General features: G+C 40.2%; 16 protein-coding genes. 13 read left to right on the plus strand and 3 right to left on the minus strand.

Annotated elements, in window-relative coordinates:
• Positions 1-2: 2 nt before the first annotated feature.
• Together ACKWCA_RS07690 and ACKWCA_RS07695 are read right to left on the minus strand one after the other, a co-directional pair.
• Positions 3-1,352 carry a dihydrolipoyl dehydrogenase family protein gene (locus tag ACKWCA_RS07690; RefSeq protein ID WP_413977590.1) on the minus strand — a complete coding sequence of 450 codons (1,350 nt, stop codon included), beginning with the start codon at positions 1,350-1,352 and terminating at the stop codon, positions 3-5.
• A gap of 177 nt (positions 1,353-1,529) precedes the next feature.
• Positions 1,530-1,790: a hypothetical protein gene (locus ACKWCA_RS07695; RefSeq protein WP_413977591.1), complete on the minus strand. Its 261-nt coding sequence runs from the start codon at positions 1,788-1,790 to the stop codon at positions 1,530-1,532.
• 722 nt (positions 1,791-2,512) lie between these two features.
• Here ACKWCA_RS07695 and mobC point away from each other — a divergent pair.
• The 7 genes from mobC (at position 2,513) to ACKWCA_RS07730 (ending at position 9,514) form a co-directional block, all read left to right on the plus strand.
• Complete coding sequence (gene mobC, locus ACKWCA_RS07700) at positions 2,513-2,902, plus strand: plasmid mobilization relaxosome protein MobC (RefSeq protein ID WP_413977592.1); 390 nt, start codon at positions 2,513-2,515, stop codon at positions 2,900-2,902.
• Positions 2,899-5,184, plus strand: a complete 2,286-nt coding sequence (locus ACKWCA_RS07705) for a relaxase/mobilization nuclease domain-containing protein (RefSeq protein WP_413977593.1) — start codon at positions 2,899-2,901, stop codon at positions 5,182-5,184. Before mobC ends, ACKWCA_RS07705 begins: the two co-directional genes overlap by 4 nt.
• A 172-nt stretch (positions 5,185-5,356) precedes the next feature.
• Positions 5,357-6,445 (plus strand): sensor histidine kinase, encoded by a 1,089-nt coding sequence (locus tag ACKWCA_RS07710; protein ID WP_413977594.1) that lies wholly within the window; start codon positions 5,357-5,359, stop codon positions 6,443-6,445.
• A gap of 3 nt (positions 6,446-6,448) precedes the next feature.
• Complete coding sequence (locus ACKWCA_RS07715; protein ID WP_413977595.1) at positions 6,449-7,777, plus strand: sigma-54-dependent transcriptional regulator; 1,329 nt, start codon at positions 6,449-6,451, stop codon at positions 7,775-7,777.
• Positions 7,778-7,962: 185 nt separating this feature from the next.
• Positions 7,963-8,325, plus strand: coding sequence for a hypothetical protein (locus ACKWCA_RS07720; RefSeq protein WP_413977596.1), 363 nt, complete (start codon positions 7,963-7,965; stop codon positions 8,323-8,325).
• A 131-nt stretch (positions 8,326-8,456) separates the two neighbouring features.
• Positions 8,457-9,068: an MCP four helix bundle domain-containing protein gene (locus tag ACKWCA_RS07725; RefSeq protein WP_413977597.1), complete on the plus strand. Its 612-nt coding sequence runs from the start codon at positions 8,457-8,459 to the stop codon at positions 9,066-9,068.
• A gap of 26 nt (positions 9,069-9,094) precedes the next feature.
• Positions 9,095-9,514: a GreA/GreB family elongation factor gene (locus ACKWCA_RS07730; RefSeq protein ID WP_413977598.1), complete on the plus strand. Its 420-nt coding sequence runs from the start codon at positions 9,095-9,097 to the stop codon at positions 9,512-9,514.
• 376 nt (positions 9,515-9,890) lie between these two features.
• Here the strand turns inward: ACKWCA_RS07730 and ACKWCA_RS07735 are convergent, their stop codons facing one another.
• Positions 9,891-11,216, minus strand: a complete 1,326-nt coding sequence (locus tag ACKWCA_RS07735) for a tyrosine-type recombinase/integrase (protein ID WP_413977599.1) — start codon at positions 11,214-11,216, stop codon at positions 9,891-9,893.
• Positions 11,217-11,714: 498 nt separating this feature from the next.
• Between ACKWCA_RS07735 and ACKWCA_RS07740 the strand changes: the two genes are divergently transcribed.
• The 6 genes from ACKWCA_RS07740 to ACKWCA_RS07765 all read left to right on the plus strand — a co-directional run bounded on the left by ACKWCA_RS07740 (position 11,715) and on the right by ACKWCA_RS07765 (position 16,397).
• Positions 11,715-12,149 carry a MarR family winged helix-turn-helix transcriptional regulator gene (locus ACKWCA_RS07740; RefSeq protein ID WP_413977600.1) on the plus strand — a complete coding sequence of 145 codons (435 nt, stop codon included), beginning with the start codon at positions 11,715-11,717 and terminating at the stop codon, positions 12,147-12,149.
• Between the two features lie 97 nt (positions 12,150-12,246).
• Positions 12,247-13,032 (plus strand): hypothetical protein, encoded by a 786-nt coding sequence (locus tag ACKWCA_RS07745; RefSeq protein ID WP_413977601.1) that lies wholly within the window; start codon positions 12,247-12,249, stop codon positions 13,030-13,032.
• A 4-nt stretch (positions 13,033-13,036) separates the two neighbouring features.
• Complete coding sequence (locus tag ACKWCA_RS07750) at positions 13,037-13,567, plus strand: cytochrome b (protein WP_413977602.1); 531 nt, start codon at positions 13,037-13,039, stop codon at positions 13,565-13,567.
• Between the two features lie 12 nt (positions 13,568-13,579).
• Entirely contained in the window at positions 13,580-13,990 is a 411-nt protein-coding gene (locus ACKWCA_RS07755; protein ID WP_413977603.1) for an antibiotic biosynthesis monooxygenase family protein, read from the plus strand.
• Positions 13,991-14,055: 65 nt separating this feature from the next.
• Complete coding sequence (locus ACKWCA_RS07760) at positions 14,056-14,922, plus strand: UbiA prenyltransferase family protein (RefSeq protein WP_413977604.1); 867 nt, start codon at positions 14,056-14,058, stop codon at positions 14,920-14,922.
• Between the two features lie 431 nt (positions 14,923-15,353).
• On the plus strand, positions 15,354-16,397 hold the full coding sequence (locus tag ACKWCA_RS07765) for an adenylate/guanylate cyclase domain-containing protein (RefSeq protein ID WP_413977605.1): 1,044 nt from the start codon (positions 15,354-15,356) through the stop codon (positions 16,395-16,397).
• The last annotated feature ends 375 nt before the right edge of the window (positions 16,398-16,772 follow it).

Consider the following 16,772-nt stretch of genomic DNA (forward strand, 5'->3'; position numbering starts at 1 on the left):
CGCTAGACCATACTTTTGATGTCGTTCGCCCAAGAGGGATACGTAAAAATCATTGTTTTTATGTCTTCGGTAGTAAGCTGTTGGTTTATCGCCATAGCGAAAAGGTTTATGGTCTCGGCAGAATGAGGAGCTAACAGATGAGCACCGACGATTTGTCTTGTTCGTTTGTTGCTTATGATTTTATAAGCGTATGCAGACGTATTTATTCTTTTCGCATTATACCAATCTGGAACGGATTTATAATTGACTACAACGTTCTTGTACCTGCTTTTTGCCTCTTCCTCAGATAATCCTACCGATGCCAAATTAGGCAAGGTAAACACGGCAGAAGGAACCACGGGAACCTCTATTTTTTTCTTATTGCACTTCAATATGTTTTCGGCAACAATCGCTCCTTCAATTCCCGATAAGGGCGTCAAGGGTAAGCTATGTAACGACACATCTCCACAGGCATAAACATTCGGGTTGCCCGTATTTTGAAGAAAATCATTAACCAGGATACCCTTGTCCGAACAGGTAACATTGCCTTTATTCAGTTCAAGTGTGTCAATTGCGGGAACCCTACCGGCGGTATTGAACACCGACCGTACTTTAAATGATTTGTTTTGACCTCCCTTCGCGTAATGAACACGAAAATTCTTTCGGAGTTTTTCGATCTGTGATACCTCTGCACCAAGAATAAATCGTATTCCCAAATCTTCGGATGATTTTTTTAGATGCGAGACCAAATCGAGGTCAAACGCCTTTAGTATTCTATCTCCCCGTTCGATAACGGTTACTTTGCTTCCCGCCCTAGCGGCCATATGGGCAAATTCCATACCTATATATCCACCTCCGATAAAGGCCATACTTTTAGGCAGCTTTTTCAAGCTAAGGAAATCGTCGCTAGTTTTGAGAAAGGTATTCCCTTCAAATTTGAGTTTTCTTGGAATCTGACCCGTCGCAATTACTACTTTCTTCACTGTACTGTTTTTTCCCTCAACGGATAAGGTCTGTGGGTCTAAAAATTTGGGCGACTGATGGAATAGGTCAATACCCAATTTCGTCAAATCTTTTTCAGTAGCCTTCGGTACGCCGATAGTAAATTTTCGTTTGTTCTTTTGAAGTGCTTTCCAATCCAATTTTGGGGCTGAGAAAATGCCTCTACCAATAAGGTTAGTAGCCGTTTCATAAGCTTCTGTCGGTGCCAAAAGAATTTTTTTCGGGTCGCATCCCCTATTGGGACATGTGCCGCCATATTCGCGATTATCAGCAATTGCAACTTTTAATCCATTTTGAGCGCATGTTTCAGCAACTACTTGGCCTGCACTACCGCTACCGATAACGAAGACATCGTATTCTTTTTGTTCCATGGATTAAAAGTAACTGGTATAATTATCTCGAATTGACCGTAAAGCATTCATCTTTGATGTTATGAATCAAATAAGTAGGTAGTTAAAAATGAAAGCTTTGACAGAATGGCGCGGTACTAATGAATTTTTAAAAAGATAAGTCGCTATTTGAATCGTCATAGTAAGGTTCCGGTTAGATTATTTCAAAATCAGAGGCGTCAGAATTATACCCGAATCAATTTGCGGCAATAGTTGTCCCAAGATGATACTTGGGAGTAAGACATCTCCACAAAATGCAAAAATCTCAGGAAATCGAGAAGAACCGAAAACTTTAATTCCATAATCATATTTAGTGGAAGTTCGCCAACTATATCCGCTATCTGAAGCAATATATAGAGACGCCGGTTTTTTACCTTCTTTATTATCATCGACTCCAATCCAAGATATTATTAAGGTCATTTTTTAAATGTTTGTAAGTCCATTTTATTGTAAACCAAAATAGTCATTTATGAGTTGTTTTATTCAGAAAAAGACATCGGTATTATCAGATTTGAAATAGCCTATAGAATAATACGTATTTATTATAGTAAGCTGTAAATCTGCACATGTCATTTTTATATAAGATTCACAAAAACTTATACTCTTTACAAATTGCACCTTTTGTAAAGAGTTTATTGTATGGAATGATTAGTAAACCCCAACGCCAAGAGATTAAACATTGAGCACGTAATTATAGTCCCATGCCCCTGCGGAAGTTGAAAACCCTCCGCCTACAATCCTGACCGAGCGGGCGCGCTTCGCTGGCCCGCACTCGGTCGTATTTCCGGCTACGGTTTTTCAACCCCCTCGGAGCCGCGCAAAAGAAAAAGCGGCGAAAAAACCGCTTGTCCTTTTCTCCCTACCCACAAAAAACTTGGATATTTTCATATTTCACTAATTTTTTAAACACCATATTAGACCAGATATAATTGTGGATTGGTTCCATATAATCCTATATGGTTCGATATGATTTTACGATTTAAAATATTGATAATAAGATAGTTATAATTAATAATGATTATATATATTTATCCACGAAGGTGGATAGCAAGTGATGTTTTGCGCATCGCAAAACGCCTACTTCTGACGAAGTGAAAACCCCGCCTTGCCAGTACGGGCAGGCGATAAAATCGAACTTAAAAATGGCTAGCAACAAAGGCGGTAGAAAACGATTGGGAGACAGGAAAAGGGAACATGCCATAACGCTTAGGTTCAATGGCACGGAACTGGAAAAAGTGAAGACCATCCTGCAATCCTACAACCTTGATTTCAGGAAAAGGGGAACGGTCGGCCCTTTCCTAAGAAAGCTTATTTTGAACAAGGAAACGGTAAAGGAGAAGCGGATTCCCGATGGCATTTCGAACATCAGTTATCAGATTAACAAGATAGGCACCAACATCAACCAACTGGTCAAGGTGGCCAATTATAAGAACATGCGAAGTCCAAATTCACAGCTCGAACGAGAGGTGCAAAAGGCCAATGAACTGATGCTCGAACTCATTGAAACCATCAACATCAAAAACCAGGAATGATAGCAAGGGTACTTTATCGGAACAATGTACAGGGCGTACTGAACTATGTATCGGGCAAACCTAAAAATATCATACTAGGTTTCCAGAACACCTATTCCGATACCGATACCGACATGAAGTTTTTCGGTAGGGTATTGTACCATCTTGGCAATCGCCACGATTCTGAAAAACGGTATGCACATATCTCTTTGAACCTTCCCCGTGGCGAACATTTGAACGACAAGGAATTCTTCGAACTCTCCAAAAAATTTATGGAGCACATGGGTTATGGCGAACAGCCCTATGTCGTCATTCGTCATCACGATACCAAACACGAGCATGTGCATATCGTCTCGTCCACAATCAAGGAAGATTGTTTACAGATCAACCTTTCAAATGATATTAGAAGGAGCATAGCGACCCAGAAGTACCTCGAAAAAGAGTTCGGACTTTCCCCATCGCCCGATACAAAACAGACCAGGGAACTCCCGAAATACGAAATGCCCGAATTCCTAAACGGCGACATCAACGGGGTCAAGTTCTATATACAGGACATCGTTAATATCGCCCTGCAAAAGTACAAGGTGCGCAGTTTCAACGAACTTTCACAGCACCTCAAGAAACATCACATTGAATTGAGGACGGTAGAGCGAAATGGAAGGGTAGGCGTATCGTATGGTGTGGCTGTAAAAGATGGCTATAAGTCAAGGTTCATCAACGGCTATACCGTCCATCCACAATTAAGCGGCCCAAAACTGCAAAAGGTCTTTGAACAGAACCAAAGTTCCAAGCTATTGCCGATGGTCAAAAAACGCTTGGAGAAACAGCTGAAAACTACTTACGAACTATTCAGGACGATAAACCCCGAACATCTTTCCGATATCCTGGAATCCTATCAAAAACTGGATTGCACAATAGAATATGAAGAGGAAGACAACGCAGTCGATTTTACCATTTATGACAAATCGGGCTATGTCCTCAAAAGTGAGGAAATAGCACCCAATATCGGATTCAGCCGAAACGCCGAATTGTTCAAAAGCGAATATACCCAGATGAACGGGGAAAGTGAACAGCTAAAACTGGAACTACAAAAGTGCATCAAGGAAGCCTATAAAAGTACTTATCAAAATTCGGGGAGGCAGTTACTTTTCTCCGAACATATCGAAAGGATACCTATAAAGGACATAGTAAGGGAAATGACCAAATCGGAACGTTTTCTGTTTCTTAAAAAATACTTGCATACCGACAACCGAAACCTAAGCAATAGGATACAAGAGCAATTCAATATTGTAAAGGACAAGCTATGTATTTCGGAATCGGTCAAAGAAGACCGGCAATTAAAAGGCATGGCCGAGCTTATAAGACAGGCAAGCGAAAAACGATTGTTCGATGCACCAAGGCAAAAGGGAATCCTTTTCGAGCTTTTACATAGCTTGGGAACCAAGTACCAAGGTGGCCAATTGACCTATGCAAATTCTCGTCGTTATCAAGTCAAACTGAATTTGGGCCACGTAGCATTGCCGAACCAAATCGATTTTTATGCATCTCCGGGCTTTATCAAGGAAAACGAAAAAGTATTGGACGGACTTATGAACGACAAGACGGAAAAAGAAATTGACTTACGCCCGACGGCGATATTCCTTCCATTGATGTTCCCGAACATTTATGCGGCCATGACCCAAAAGTATAGGCAACGATTCGAACGTTTGAGCCTGAAGTCCTATTATAAATACGCCGAACGCATGCAGGTTTCCTTCGAAAAATCCCCAAGGGATTATGTGGAATTTTTCAATGCCAAAGGTTTTTATTTCGAGAGAAAGGAAGAGAAACTGTGCATCGCTTCTATATATTCCAAGTATCCGGTACACGTTCCGCTTACTCCAAAAACACAGGCCTATCTGGAATCATCAAGAGACTTAAATATAGTTTTGAACAAGCAAACAGATAGTTTAGAAGACATCAAAACATCTGGGCGGGATAATTTAAAAAGTCTTTGGGCCGGTCATTTGGTAGAGACCGGGCAATATAAGAAGGCGGCCTATCTCTTCGTGTTGGATGGGGTACGGCCAAATCTTCCGTTGCCGCAATTGGAACACCATATGCGGAACGGGTTGAAAGATGCCCTAATTGTTGTTTCCAAAAGGCAAGTGGATAAAAAACAGGCGCGTCTACTTCGAAAGGGTGTTTATACCCTTGGCAATATGTTGGGAGGTACTAATTTTAGAGAAGAAGAACTGTACAACGGCTTTAAGGATGAGTTTACGGATTTTACGAAATATAAGAGTAGGGGTATTTGGATGTAAATATGATTGAATATTTAAAGGTCGTCCTTGGCGACCATAAAATGTTCCTTAAACAAAACCATTAAATACAAAGTGCGATAGTAATAGAATCCACCTTTTAGTCCTATAATCTTCTTTTAATCCATCATTTTAATCCCGACCTTTACTGTGAAAAGTATACAGTCAAATAAGAATGAACTCGGTAGAAGCCAAGCTAAAGGAGCGGGTCAAGGAGCTTACCTGTCTCTATGAAGTAACATCCATAATCGTCAATTCCGACTATGACCAGTTGGACGCTTCTTTGGAAGCCATTACCTATTGCCTAAAAAGGGGATGGCAATTCGTCGAAGATACCGAGGCGCACGTTAAGGTCAATGGATACGAAGCCCAGACTGATGGTTACGGTTCCGATAGGGTATGCCTGACAGCCGATATTAAAATTTTCAATAAGGTGGAAGGTCATGTGAAGGTCGGGTATCCGTCATCAAAATATACGCTGGAAGATTTTTTGGAAGAGGAACAGACATTGTTGGACAATGTAAGCCTAGCTGTGGGTAACCTCATGGAACGCAAACAGATTCGTGACAACGAGATTGCCACCCGAAAGCAAATGGAACGGGCCGACCGCCTGCATATACTCGGGGAAATAACCGCAGGTATTGCCCATGAACTCAACACCCCCTTGGCCAACATTCTGGGCTTTGCAGAGCTGTTACAAGAAAGTATTAAAGACCCCGATACTTCCCGCGACCTTCAAAAAATCATGGACAACGCTATCTTTAGCCGTGAAATCGTGAAAAAACTGATGTTCTTTGCCTGTGAGATGCCTCGCGAGATGGATGCGGTCGAACTGGTTCCCGCCATAGAAAACGTACTGAAATTATTGAAGCCCCAACTACGGGCCAAACAAATCGACCTTCGCACATCCTTTGAGGACAGAACCCTGAAGTTAAAAGCGGATACGGTACAGTTGACACAGGTATTGTTCAATCTGATAATGAACGCCGTTTTTTATTCTCCGGAGAAAGGGAGCATCGATGTTATTGTCCACGGAATCGAAGATAAAATTCGAATACATATTGCCGATGAGGGAACGGGAATACCGCCCGAGAATGCCGAAAAGGTATTCGAACCTTTTTTTACGACCAAGCCCGTAGGTGAGGGTTCAGGTTTGGGACTTAGCGTGGTCCATGGCATCATCACCAGTCACAAAGGAACCATTTCGCATAGCCCCAATACACCCAAGGGAACTGTTTTCACCATCGATTTTCCTAAATTGTAAGTTATGGCTCTTCGAAAGGAAAACATACTGATCGTAGACGATGATATTGATATCCTAGAATTATTGCAACGGCATTTGAAGTCAATGGACTTCCATACCTACAAGGCCATTTCGGTCAAGGAGGCATTGTTCATCTTAAAGGATACGGAAATCGATTTGTTGATTACCGACATCCAAATGCCCGAAGTGGACGGACTTCAACTTCTTAGATACGCCAACGAGCATTTTCCCAATATGCCCAAACTGGTCGTGACGGGCTATCCTTCCGTAGACGGCGCATTGGAGGTCATCAAATCAGGGGCCATAGACTATTTGACCAAACCCTTTACCAAAGAAGAGTTGAAGACCAGTATTGCAAAGGCGTTTTCGCATAAGCCAAAAACGGCAAGCCCTCAATCAAAAAAAGAAAACCACGCTAACAATCGGTATGCCGATATGGTCGGTGAATCCGAGGCCTTTCATAAAGTGACCAACATCATCGAGCGGGTAAAGCACAACAAGGCCACGGTACTGATCAAGGGAGAGAGCGGTACGGGAAAGGAACTGGTCGCAAGGGCCATACATTATTCGGGCAAATATTCCCGCGCGCCCTTTATAGCGGTAAACTGCGGGGCCATTCCCGAAAACCTTCAGGAAGCGGAACTTTTCGGTTACAAGAAAGGAGCCTTCACGGGGGCCAATGAAAACCGTAACGGTTTCTTTCAGGCCGCGGTGGGCGGAACACTCTTTTTGGATGAAATCGGCACGGCCTCGCTTGCCGTACAGACGAAACTATTAAGGGCGTTACAGGAAAAGGAAATCACGAAGGTCGGCTCCCAAAAAACGGAAAAAGTGGATATACGCATCATCGCGGCCACCAACGCAGACCTTCAGGATGATATAAAGAAAAACACCTTTCGGGAAGACCTCTATTATCGCCTTACCGTTGTCGAAGTCAATGTACCTCCGTTGCGTGAGCGCAAATCCGATATTCCGCTTTTGGTGGAGAAATTCCTACGGAAATACGGTGTTGAGTACAAAGACCGCTTGTTGCGTATCGCACCCGAAGCATTACAGGTATTGGAACGCTATCACTGGCCCGGGAATATCAGGGAATTGGAGAACATCGTACAACGGGCCGTTATTATGTCGGATGGTATCATTGGGGTAAAAGACCTTCCCGATTTCCTGAAATTCCAGATTGAGTTCCCCGAAAGGGGGTTCGTGCCATTACGTGAAATGGAAAAGGAATACGTACAACGGGTATTGGCCTATACCCAGGGCAATAAGACCAAGGCTGCCGAAATACTTCAAATAGACCGCAAAACGTTACGCGATAAGCTTGGTCAATAATGGCCGTTTTCTCCCCAACTAGGGAAAATCTCCCCACTACTAAATAATCCTTTAGAAAAAACATAATTTTTTTATTGCTGATTATCAGCTAATTATATTTTTTGGCACGACTAGTTCTATGTAAAGGCATGGGATTTGCCCTTTACTGGGTGAATTTAAACAGTAACCCTTAAAATAGAATAGTTATGATAAAGTATGTATTTGCCCTCATGTTTTCAGTAAGTATGTTGAACGCTCAGGTAAGCAACGCACAGACAAGCACGGACGTACAGATCGGTGATGTATTTGAAATCGGGAAACCCGAAGCGAACAAGTACAAGCACATTGAATTCCCTAGAGCGAATTTCATCATTAAGAGAGGTGGTATCGCTAATTACAAGAGTGTTCTAGGAGAGAAAGTAGTGGTATCCTCTATCAAGGAGAAAAAGAACGGCACCACCGAAGTAAGGATAAAAAGGGCCAACGGCAATCGTTTCTTTGGAAGTCACCCTTCTGTTAAGGTCGATATTGATGAAGCCCTGAATTCTGGCGAGTTGACTGCCAGATAATCATATTGGTTGGTTGATTAAGATTCACCTGTACGGGTTATCCAAGTCGGAAAGCCGACAGGTGGATTTTTTATCTCCACAAGACCTTACCCTGAATGTAAATTGATGTACGACCCTTAAAATAGAGAACCATGTTCGCAAAACTTTCCATTCCGCAACGCTTACAAGCTGGACTTATCCTGGCCATGGCATTCCTTTTGGTGCTCGGGTCGAACCGATTGGACAAAAGACATTTCGAAACGGTACAGAACACGGTCAACTCGGTATATCAAGATCGTGTGGTGGTACAGGATTTCATTTATCAACTGAACAAAATCTTTCATGCTAAAGAACTTGAATTGGCCAGAACAGGGCAGTTTACCTTGGATGACAGTCGAAATGAAAAGATAAGACAGTTGTTGAACGATTTTGCAACGACCGAGCTTACGCCCAAAGAGTCCGATCTGTTGAACGACCTTGACCGAGCCTTCGAAACTCTGGTAAAAGTGGAAGGGCCCAACGGTGATGTGTCAAAGGACAAAACGATACGGGTCGGTCAGCAATTGGATGAAATTCAAAAGAAATTGGACGGACTGGCAAAAATCCAATTGAACGAAAGCGGTCAACTGACCCAACTTTCCAATAAATCTTTGGGAATGAACACGCTGATGTCCAATTTGGAAATCGCCTTTTTGATATTGATCGGGCTATTGATGCTGGCACTTATTTTTTATCCTAGTAAAAGCCCTGGAATCTTAAATTGAATTGTCAATTATAAAATAAAGCTACGATGAATAAGGATGTTCTGATTGTCGAAAAAAAGGAGTATGTTCTGATAAAGCGCGCGATAAACCTTTCAACCTTTATTCAAGATAGCGTATTGAAAGAAATTTTAAAAAGATTCTCGGACGCATTGGAAAATGCTCGAATTTGCTCCGAGGGCGATATACCGAAGAACATAGTACGGATCAACTCAAAGGTCACCATCGAATACCGGGATGGCGAATTGGAAACTTTCCAGTTGGCATTACCTTCCGAATTGAGCACTGACCAAAACAAGTTATCCATCTTTACGGAAAAAGGAGCTTCGGTCTTTGGACGAACGGAGGGCGAAAACATCAATATCAACTCCCCGGTTATTTCAAAAGGATTTACCATAAAAGAGGTTAGGCAACAGAACAAGAATATCGGGTTGGATATGGTGCTTTAAAACGGCCATTTTAAGACATCATTAATTTTTCTACTGAACATATCTGTTTCCAGTTCCATTTTCCGTCTTTTTTAATAGTTTCGTTAATTGGCCTTTTACTAGACTGAAATTATTACAAAATCAATGTGAGCTTTGCAATGGAATCGAGCACCCTAAAGGGTGCTTTTTGTGGATAGGGAGAGAAAAGGTACAGTGTGTTAAGCCGAGGTTTGGTCTGCGCCCTACAGAGTTTCTTCTTAACGCTTATCTACCGGAACGCTAAAGAAACTCCGCAGGATCCACGCGCAGGTTAGTTATGGAAAGATTTGGGGATGATGTAACAATAATGCTCGATTGGCTTGACAATTGGGTCAAAACTTTAAAAAGTGAACGTTGATTAAGAACTTTCTATTTGTGTAATCTTAGCATTAATCTCGTCCAATATTTTCTCCGACACACTTTTGCCATAATGCTTTTCGGTTACCCGAACACTGGAATGCCCAAGCCCCGAGGATATTTTTCTGATGTCGATGCCCATATCCAAGCCGATATTTGTCCATGTATCCCTTAGCGTATAGGTAGTAATCTTTTTTTCGATTCCCGCTAATTTTGCAATGCGCTTAGCGTACTTATTGAATGTTTTAACCTTTCCATTGTTCACTATATGCAACCTCTCGGGCGTAGTGCCTTCTGGAATTATAGGAAACAGGTACTCATCATCGTTTTGGCCGTTCAGATAATATCCAATGATTCTGAGGGATTCTTCATTTTGCAGAACGCTAAAGTAATCCCCTTCATAATGAGTTTTTTTCCGGAAGTACTTAATACGGTTATCCTCGAATTGAAAGCACTTTAAAATAGCCATATCAAAATGGTTCATACCCATATTGTTGAACATGAACAATAAAAAATTGCGGGTGTCCCATATTGGAGTACGAGCTTCCAGTTTTAGTTTTCTAATGGCGTTAATATCTTCTAAGTTGAGAGGAGCAGGCGCGTTCTCATGACTTTGTTTTTTTATGCTCGATAACGGCTTATGGTCTTTTAAATCTTGATAGGTCTTCCCTGCATCGTTCATTATAGCCTGTAAGCTTCTAAGGTGTATGGCAGGGGTGTTTTTTGATTTATAACGGTTGCTCATATAGGCCTTAAAATCTTTTGAAAAGGCATAGTCCATTGCTTTTATTTCCATATCCAAATGTTTGTAATCATCAAGGACTTTTAATTTGCCGTCTTTTACTGCGAAAAGTGTTTTGATTAAAACTCTATCATCTTCCCCTTTGAGGCTCATGCGAAATTTAATGAGGGCTTTTAGAGCATCTTCGTAAGAACTTGCTGTGGAAAAACGTTCTTCTAGGCGAAGTCGATTTAGATATACTGCACCATGATTGAGTATGGAATGTGATGGAGATTTCTTGAAGAATATTCGTTCGATTTCGGATTTCAATTTTTTTATCTCCCAGTTCTTGATTTCGCCCGCATGCTCATCCATCCACAAATCGACATCCGAATAAATTTTACGGGTGCGCTTGGTATGTCTTGTAGCATTCATGATTCCAGTAATCTTTCCGGTCGAAAAATCATACTGATTTTCTTTCAAATGTAAATTGAAAGGTATATCACGCGTTTTTCTGGCGTGCCCAACACGCAGAACCAACGGGAATTTTTTATCTTTAGTTTTGTGATCTGCCCGTTTATCGAAGGTTATCTTGATTGTGGCCATAATTTAGTGTTTAAAAAGTGGCGTGCTTTTGGCGTGCTTTTTTTGATTTTAAATGGTTTTTATTGAAATTAAAGATAAGCAAAATCCCCATAAAATGGGCATTTCAAGATATATAAAACCATATGGAACCATAACTGAACCGACTGTTAATCAGAGGGTCCTTGGTTCGAGCCCAAGAGGGGGAGCAAAAAGCCGCACATACGTGTGGCTTTTTTGTTTTATTTTGTTGGCATGCACACCGTCTACATCCTACATTCCAAAAGGCATCGGCCAATGCTACACTGGATAGACTTTGGACTTTGACATCCGTATAACACACCTCTCTTGTCTACAAGGAGAACTTTGATTTCCCCATGTCTGAAGAGTATCGTGAAATGGGGAATGATATACTAAAACCAAAAATTCTAGAATTTAATATCGAGACAACTGCGGTTGAAGTACGCCTTGGTATGCAAAATGATATATATTTGTCTTGTGAATTAATAACATGACAAATAAATGAAGTCGTTTTTAGATCATTCAGCCGGATATCTTATTAATATGACCGCGCTTTTATTAAAGAGGGAAATGACCGGTGCTTTGAACAAAAACAAAATAAATGTTACTCCCGAGCAATGGGCCATTTTGAATAGATTGAGTGAAAATTCGGGGTTGTCGCAGAAGGAAGTCGCAAAACGAACTTTCAAAGACAACGCTAACATTACCCGCATATTAGACAAATTGGAAAAGAAAGGATTGATAAAACGTCAAACGGATGCCAACGACCGAAGGGTATGGAAAATCCATATAACCAAAGACGGTAAAAAAGTTCGTAACCAAATAGAGCCCTTGGCAAAAGAAATTTTGAAAAAGGCAACCGAGGGAATTGACCCCGAGGATGTTCAAACATTTAATACTACGGCCAAAAAAATGCTCCAAAATTTGGGGCAATAATTTTTTCCTATATATTTGTCATAACAATTATTGTATATTACTATAATTGTTCTAGCAATTTATAGTATTGAGACTACTAACCAAAAATTTAGCAGTTATGTTTTTGAAAAAAGCTATTACACTAATATTCACCCTGACGGTAATACTTTCATGCAAAGAGAAGGCCAAGGAGAGTTCAAAACCAGATGAAGTTATAGAACATCAAGAAGTTGAATCAACTGCTCCGAAAATTGGAAGACAATATTATGCCATCGCATGGAAATGGGCAACTGATAATAAACAACTCGTGGAGGAGAACCTTGTCGTTATAGCAGATGAGGTAAACCAACTTTGGAAAGAGGATATTGTTGTTGATGCTTATTACGATTCTAATGCAACAATCGACAAGTTCGAATACTTTCCTAATGTCTTTTTCTTTCTAAAAGCAAAATCAGAGGAAGAAGCTTCAACTATCCTGAATAAACTAACTCTGGTAAAAAAAGGAATAGCATCTTATAAAATATACCCTGTCGGACTCAAATGGATGGGGCGTGATCATGATCAAATTCGAGAAAGAGGAATAACCAACTCGTACGCAGCGGTCTGGACATCCGATAATTGGGAAAATACTACCGATAGTGTGACTAAATCACAAGCAGATGCCATTTTAGACCTATGGAATGATGGAAGCATTGAGAATATTTATTTTGACATAGAAGGTACTCAAAAGGCCAATGATAAGACTGACTTTGTGTTTTTTATCAACGTTAATACCGAAAAAGAAGCACAGGAATTATGTGAGAACTTACCCTTTGCCAAGAAAAACATTGCCTCTTTTGAATTATACCCGGTCGGGGTTTTTTGGTTGGGCAATTATGAAGAGTTCAATCAGAATTTGGAATAAACATATGAAGAGAAAAATCCATAACGATCTGAATCAAAAGTATAGCAAGGAGATCATTGCCATTCATTGGATAACTGCGTTGCTTATAATTACGTTGTTCCCTTTGGGGAAATATATGTCAGGACTTGAACCTTCTGAAAAAATGGGGCTGTTGAAGATTCATGCTGCCCTTGGAGCCGTTGTATTTTTCCTTACACTTCTGAGAAGCTATTTCTTTTTTAAATCTAAACGACCTGATGACCTGAAGACCGGTTCTAAGTTCAACGATAAATTAGCTATTTGGATACATAATATATTTTATTTTTTATTGATCGGAATTTCTCTGGCCGGATTTGCAGTGATGTTTCTTGGTGGTCATCTCGATGCCCTGAAATCAGGAAACTTTGATTTAATGTTATTAAAAGAAGATTTAGTTCCGCTTAAGGCCCATAGATTATTGGCTACTGTTATGATGATATTGTTAGTCTTGCATGTTTTTGGTGTGATAAAGCATTATCTCTTTACAAAAGAAAATACGTTAAAAAGAATCTTCTAAAGAAACTGAATCATGAATGCAACAACAAAAATTTCAAGAATAGCTTTTGTTACACTTTTGCTAATTGTGGTAGCTTCCTGCAAAAGCGAAGCCGAGCAACAGGGCAAATCGACTGCGGGAAAAGATAAATCCAAGCATATTATTCTTATTAACCCATTTGAAGTACCTGACGGAAAGTTGGAGGAATCTGTTATATATTGGGAAGCTTGTAGAGATTTTCTCAAAGAGCAACCTGGTTATATTTCAACAGAATTGCATGAGACAATAAAGGACAATGCCAAGTTCGAGTTGGTAAATGTGGCGGTTTGGGAGAATCCCCAAGTCTTTACCGAAGCGAGTAAGAAAATGGCAAAAGAGTTAGGTGTTTCACCTCCGGAAGGACTTAAAGCCAATCCATCACTTTACACTATAATTAGGGAATAAACAATCCACTGACATCAAACAACTGTGTAATAAGCTGCAAAGTACCTTGTAAATCTTCAGATTCTTTGGAGAAAAATCAACAAAGTTTTTGTAACCCAAATTCTCAAATTCAACTGCTCAAGATAGTACTAAATTATATCGTCCATTTAAATTTTGTTATTGCTATATCTGCAGGAGTTCTCGCCTCTGGAATTGCGAATGTCTTGATTCTTGAAAATTATTTGGAATATGGCTTGTTCTCTTTTTTTTCGACTTTAAGTGTATATAATGGTCAACGAGTAGTCAAAACAAATAGCGAAATAAAATCGCCATGGCTGAAGTGGGTAGCTGAACGTATAAAATTTCTAAGCGCTCTGAGTATCATTAGCGGACTAATAGGGGGACATTTTTTTATCCGATTATTAAATGATGTAACATCGATAATTATTTTGCCAATAGGGGCAGCTGCAATAATATCATTGTATTATGTAGTTGGAATAAAAGGAAGAAATCTACGGGAGTTACCACATCTTAAAATTCATTCGATTGCATTTACGTGGACAGTGATAGTGGTTGTGTTCCCAATATTGAATGAAAAGCTCTGCAATTGGCAAATATTCAAGTTTTTTATCCCAGCACACTACATCTATTTTGTCGCGGTGGCGATTCCTTTTGATATTAGAGACTTGAAATATGATTCACCCTCACAACGAACTATTCCACAAGTAGTGGGTGTGCGCGGCGCTAAAATGATTTCAATTGTGCTATTGATTCTTGTATGTTTAGTCATAGGTTCAATTCCCTCTTTATCGTTGTTGACTCCGTTGTTTATACTTGCGATTTTAACGCAAATTATCTTTATTGCTTTTTCGGCAAGCAAACAAGATTTTTATTACTCTATCTTGATAGATGGTGCTATTGCAATGTTAGGAATGAGTTATTTACTCAGATAAAAGTGAAAACAGGAAATTTTAATAACTCTCCGTGCTTTCTAATTACTACAATTTTAAAACTGAAATTGATGAAGCCAAAGCTTCCTATTATATTTCGGGAACAATTAATCGGAAGAATGACGATTGAAGAAAACGAATGAAAATAAAATATTGTGTAATCACTTGTATTTAAAAATGATTGAAAAGCTATGGAAATAAGTGAATTTTTTTAATCGTGTGTTAATCAAAGACTCGATTGCATTTGAGATTGGCTTGGCCCCATTTCTAATAACTGTCGCTGGCGGAAAGGGAAGGTCTCAAGAAAACCGTTCAAGAAATCAAACGAGCTTTGTTTGTAATACCATGGTGATAGCACCGTTCTTTGTGATGGTATACCTATTAATTTGATATTTTTGAGCGTATTCCCAATCCTTAATTCGTAAAAGAGAGTTTTGACCTTTAAAAACCGAAGACGCCTAAGAGTTATCCGTACCTTTTGTATTGGATGGACCTTGTCGTTACTATTTTTGACAATTATCAGAGGTGTCGGGGCCACGGAAGATGGGGCAATAGATTTTGATATTTCAACCAGCTTTTTATATGCACTTACCATAGGACCGCTTTTTGGCGGTATTTCCGGATATGCACAAATCGTAACCGATGAACGGTTTTATAAGCGTACATCGGCCCGAAAACTTTTGGCAATTCGCATTTCGATGTCGCTGGCGTTCTTAATTACATTGATACTGGTTTCTTATCTGATCGTGCCTCCGCTTTTGGATGTCGATATTAGTCTGATGGACTTTGCTTCCGATAAAGGGAGTTCCGCAATTTACTTTTATATCTTGTCCACCGATATTTTTATGGCGGCCCTATGGCAGGTCAATTTGATGTTCGGCGAAAACAAGTTATGGAAAATACTCATGGGAGCGTTTTACGAACCTCATGAAGAAGATCGGATCTTTATGTTTCTTGACCTGAAAGATTCCACACAGCATGCCGAAAGATTGGGCCATATTAAATATAGCAGGCTTATTCAAGATTGTTTCAATGATTTAGGTGTCGTTATAGAAAACGAAGCGGAGATTTACCAATATGTGGGCGATGAGGCGGTCCTGACGTGGCGCTTGCAAGATGGACTTCGAAATCAAAACTGCATCAATGCCTTTTATACGTTCAAAAGTAAACTACTCAAAAAGCAGCCATACTATTCCAAGAAGTATGATTGTGTTCCCCATTTCAAGGCCAGTTTGAATGAGGGTGTTATTACCGCCACGGAAGTAGGGAAATACAAAAAGGAAATCGCCTATCACGGCGATACGATAAACACGGCAGCAAGAATTCAAAAGAAGTGCAATGAATTCAATCAGGAACTACTGATTTCCGAAAACCTGAAAAATAAAATAACAGGTAGTACCCATGAGTTTATACCATTGGGTGATATACCCTTGAAAGGTAAAGCCCAAAAGGTGGCGATTTTTGCAATACAACGGTAATTGTGTTTTGCAAATTATTTTCGTTTTGTTTCCGACCGAAATCGTAAGGAAATGAAATACCCAAACGAACAAAGGGGATACATTGATGAAGTGTATCCCCTTTGTTGGTGTGTTTTGGCAGAATTGATTAGAGACTGCACTTGGGTTGTGACCAGCGGATCCGTATGCGGTCTTCCCGATTGAAAGGAAGGGCAAACTTTCGCGATTCCGTTGGATATTGATTGATGTTTGTGCTCATGACGTTGTTAGGGATTGATGTGTCGCCGTGACTAACGATTAAAGTTTCTATACTGGGCCCACTGGGCTCTTTTGGTACCTCTAAAGGTTGAGAAGTACTGTCCTGTTTTTGATTCTGTTGCTGTTTTTGTGATTGAT

It is taken from the genome of Maribacter corallii (genome assembly GCF_047345415.1).
In the GTDB taxonomy this organism is placed as follows: Bacteria; Bacteroidota; Bacteroidia; order Flavobacteriales; family Flavobacteriaceae; genus Maribacter_C.

Excerpts from the sequence above, each read along its gene's own strand:
- ACKWCA_RS07690 (WP_413977590.1), bottom strand. The coding sequence starts at position 1,352 with ATGGAACAAAAAGAATACGATGTCTTCGTTATCGGTAGCGGTAGTGCA.
- ACKWCA_RS07695 (WP_413977591.1), bottom strand. The coding sequence starts at position 1,790 with ATGACCTTAATAATATCTTGGATTGGAGTCGATGATAATAAAGAAGGT.
- mobC (WP_413977592.1), top strand. The coding sequence starts at position 2,513 with ATGGCTAGCAACAAAGGCGGTAGAAAACGATTGGGAGACAGGAAAAGG.
- ACKWCA_RS07705 (WP_413977593.1), top strand. The coding sequence starts at position 2,899 with ATGATAGCAAGGGTACTTTATCGGAACAATGTACAGGGCGTACTGAAC.
- ACKWCA_RS07710 (WP_413977594.1), top strand. The coding sequence starts at position 5,357 with ATGAACTCGGTAGAAGCCAAGCTAAAGGAGCGGGTCAAGGAGCTTACC.
- ACKWCA_RS07715 (WP_413977595.1), top strand. The coding sequence starts at position 6,449 with ATGGCTCTTCGAAAGGAAAACATACTGATCGTAGACGATGATATTGAT.
- ACKWCA_RS07720 (WP_413977596.1), top strand. The coding sequence starts at position 7,963 with ATGATAAAGTATGTATTTGCCCTCATGTTTTCAGTAAGTATGTTGAAC.
- ACKWCA_RS07725 (WP_413977597.1), top strand. The coding sequence starts at position 8,457 with ATGTTCGCAAAACTTTCCATTCCGCAACGCTTACAAGCTGGACTTATC.
- ACKWCA_RS07730 (WP_413977598.1), top strand. The coding sequence starts at position 9,095 with ATGAATAAGGATGTTCTGATTGTCGAAAAAAAGGAGTATGTTCTGATA.
- ACKWCA_RS07735 (WP_413977599.1), bottom strand. The coding sequence starts at position 11,216 with ATGGCCACAATCAAGATAACCTTCGATAAACGGGCAGATCACAAAACT.
- ACKWCA_RS07740 (WP_413977600.1), top strand. The coding sequence starts at position 11,715 with ATGAAGTCGTTTTTAGATCATTCAGCCGGATATCTTATTAATATGACC.
- ACKWCA_RS07745 (WP_413977601.1), top strand. The coding sequence starts at position 12,247 with ATGTTTTTGAAAAAAGCTATTACACTAATATTCACCCTGACGGTAATA.
- ACKWCA_RS07750 (WP_413977602.1), top strand. The coding sequence starts at position 13,037 with ATGAAGAGAAAAATCCATAACGATCTGAATCAAAAGTATAGCAAGGAG.
- ACKWCA_RS07755 (WP_413977603.1), top strand. The coding sequence starts at position 13,580 with ATGAATGCAACAACAAAAATTTCAAGAATAGCTTTTGTTACACTTTTG.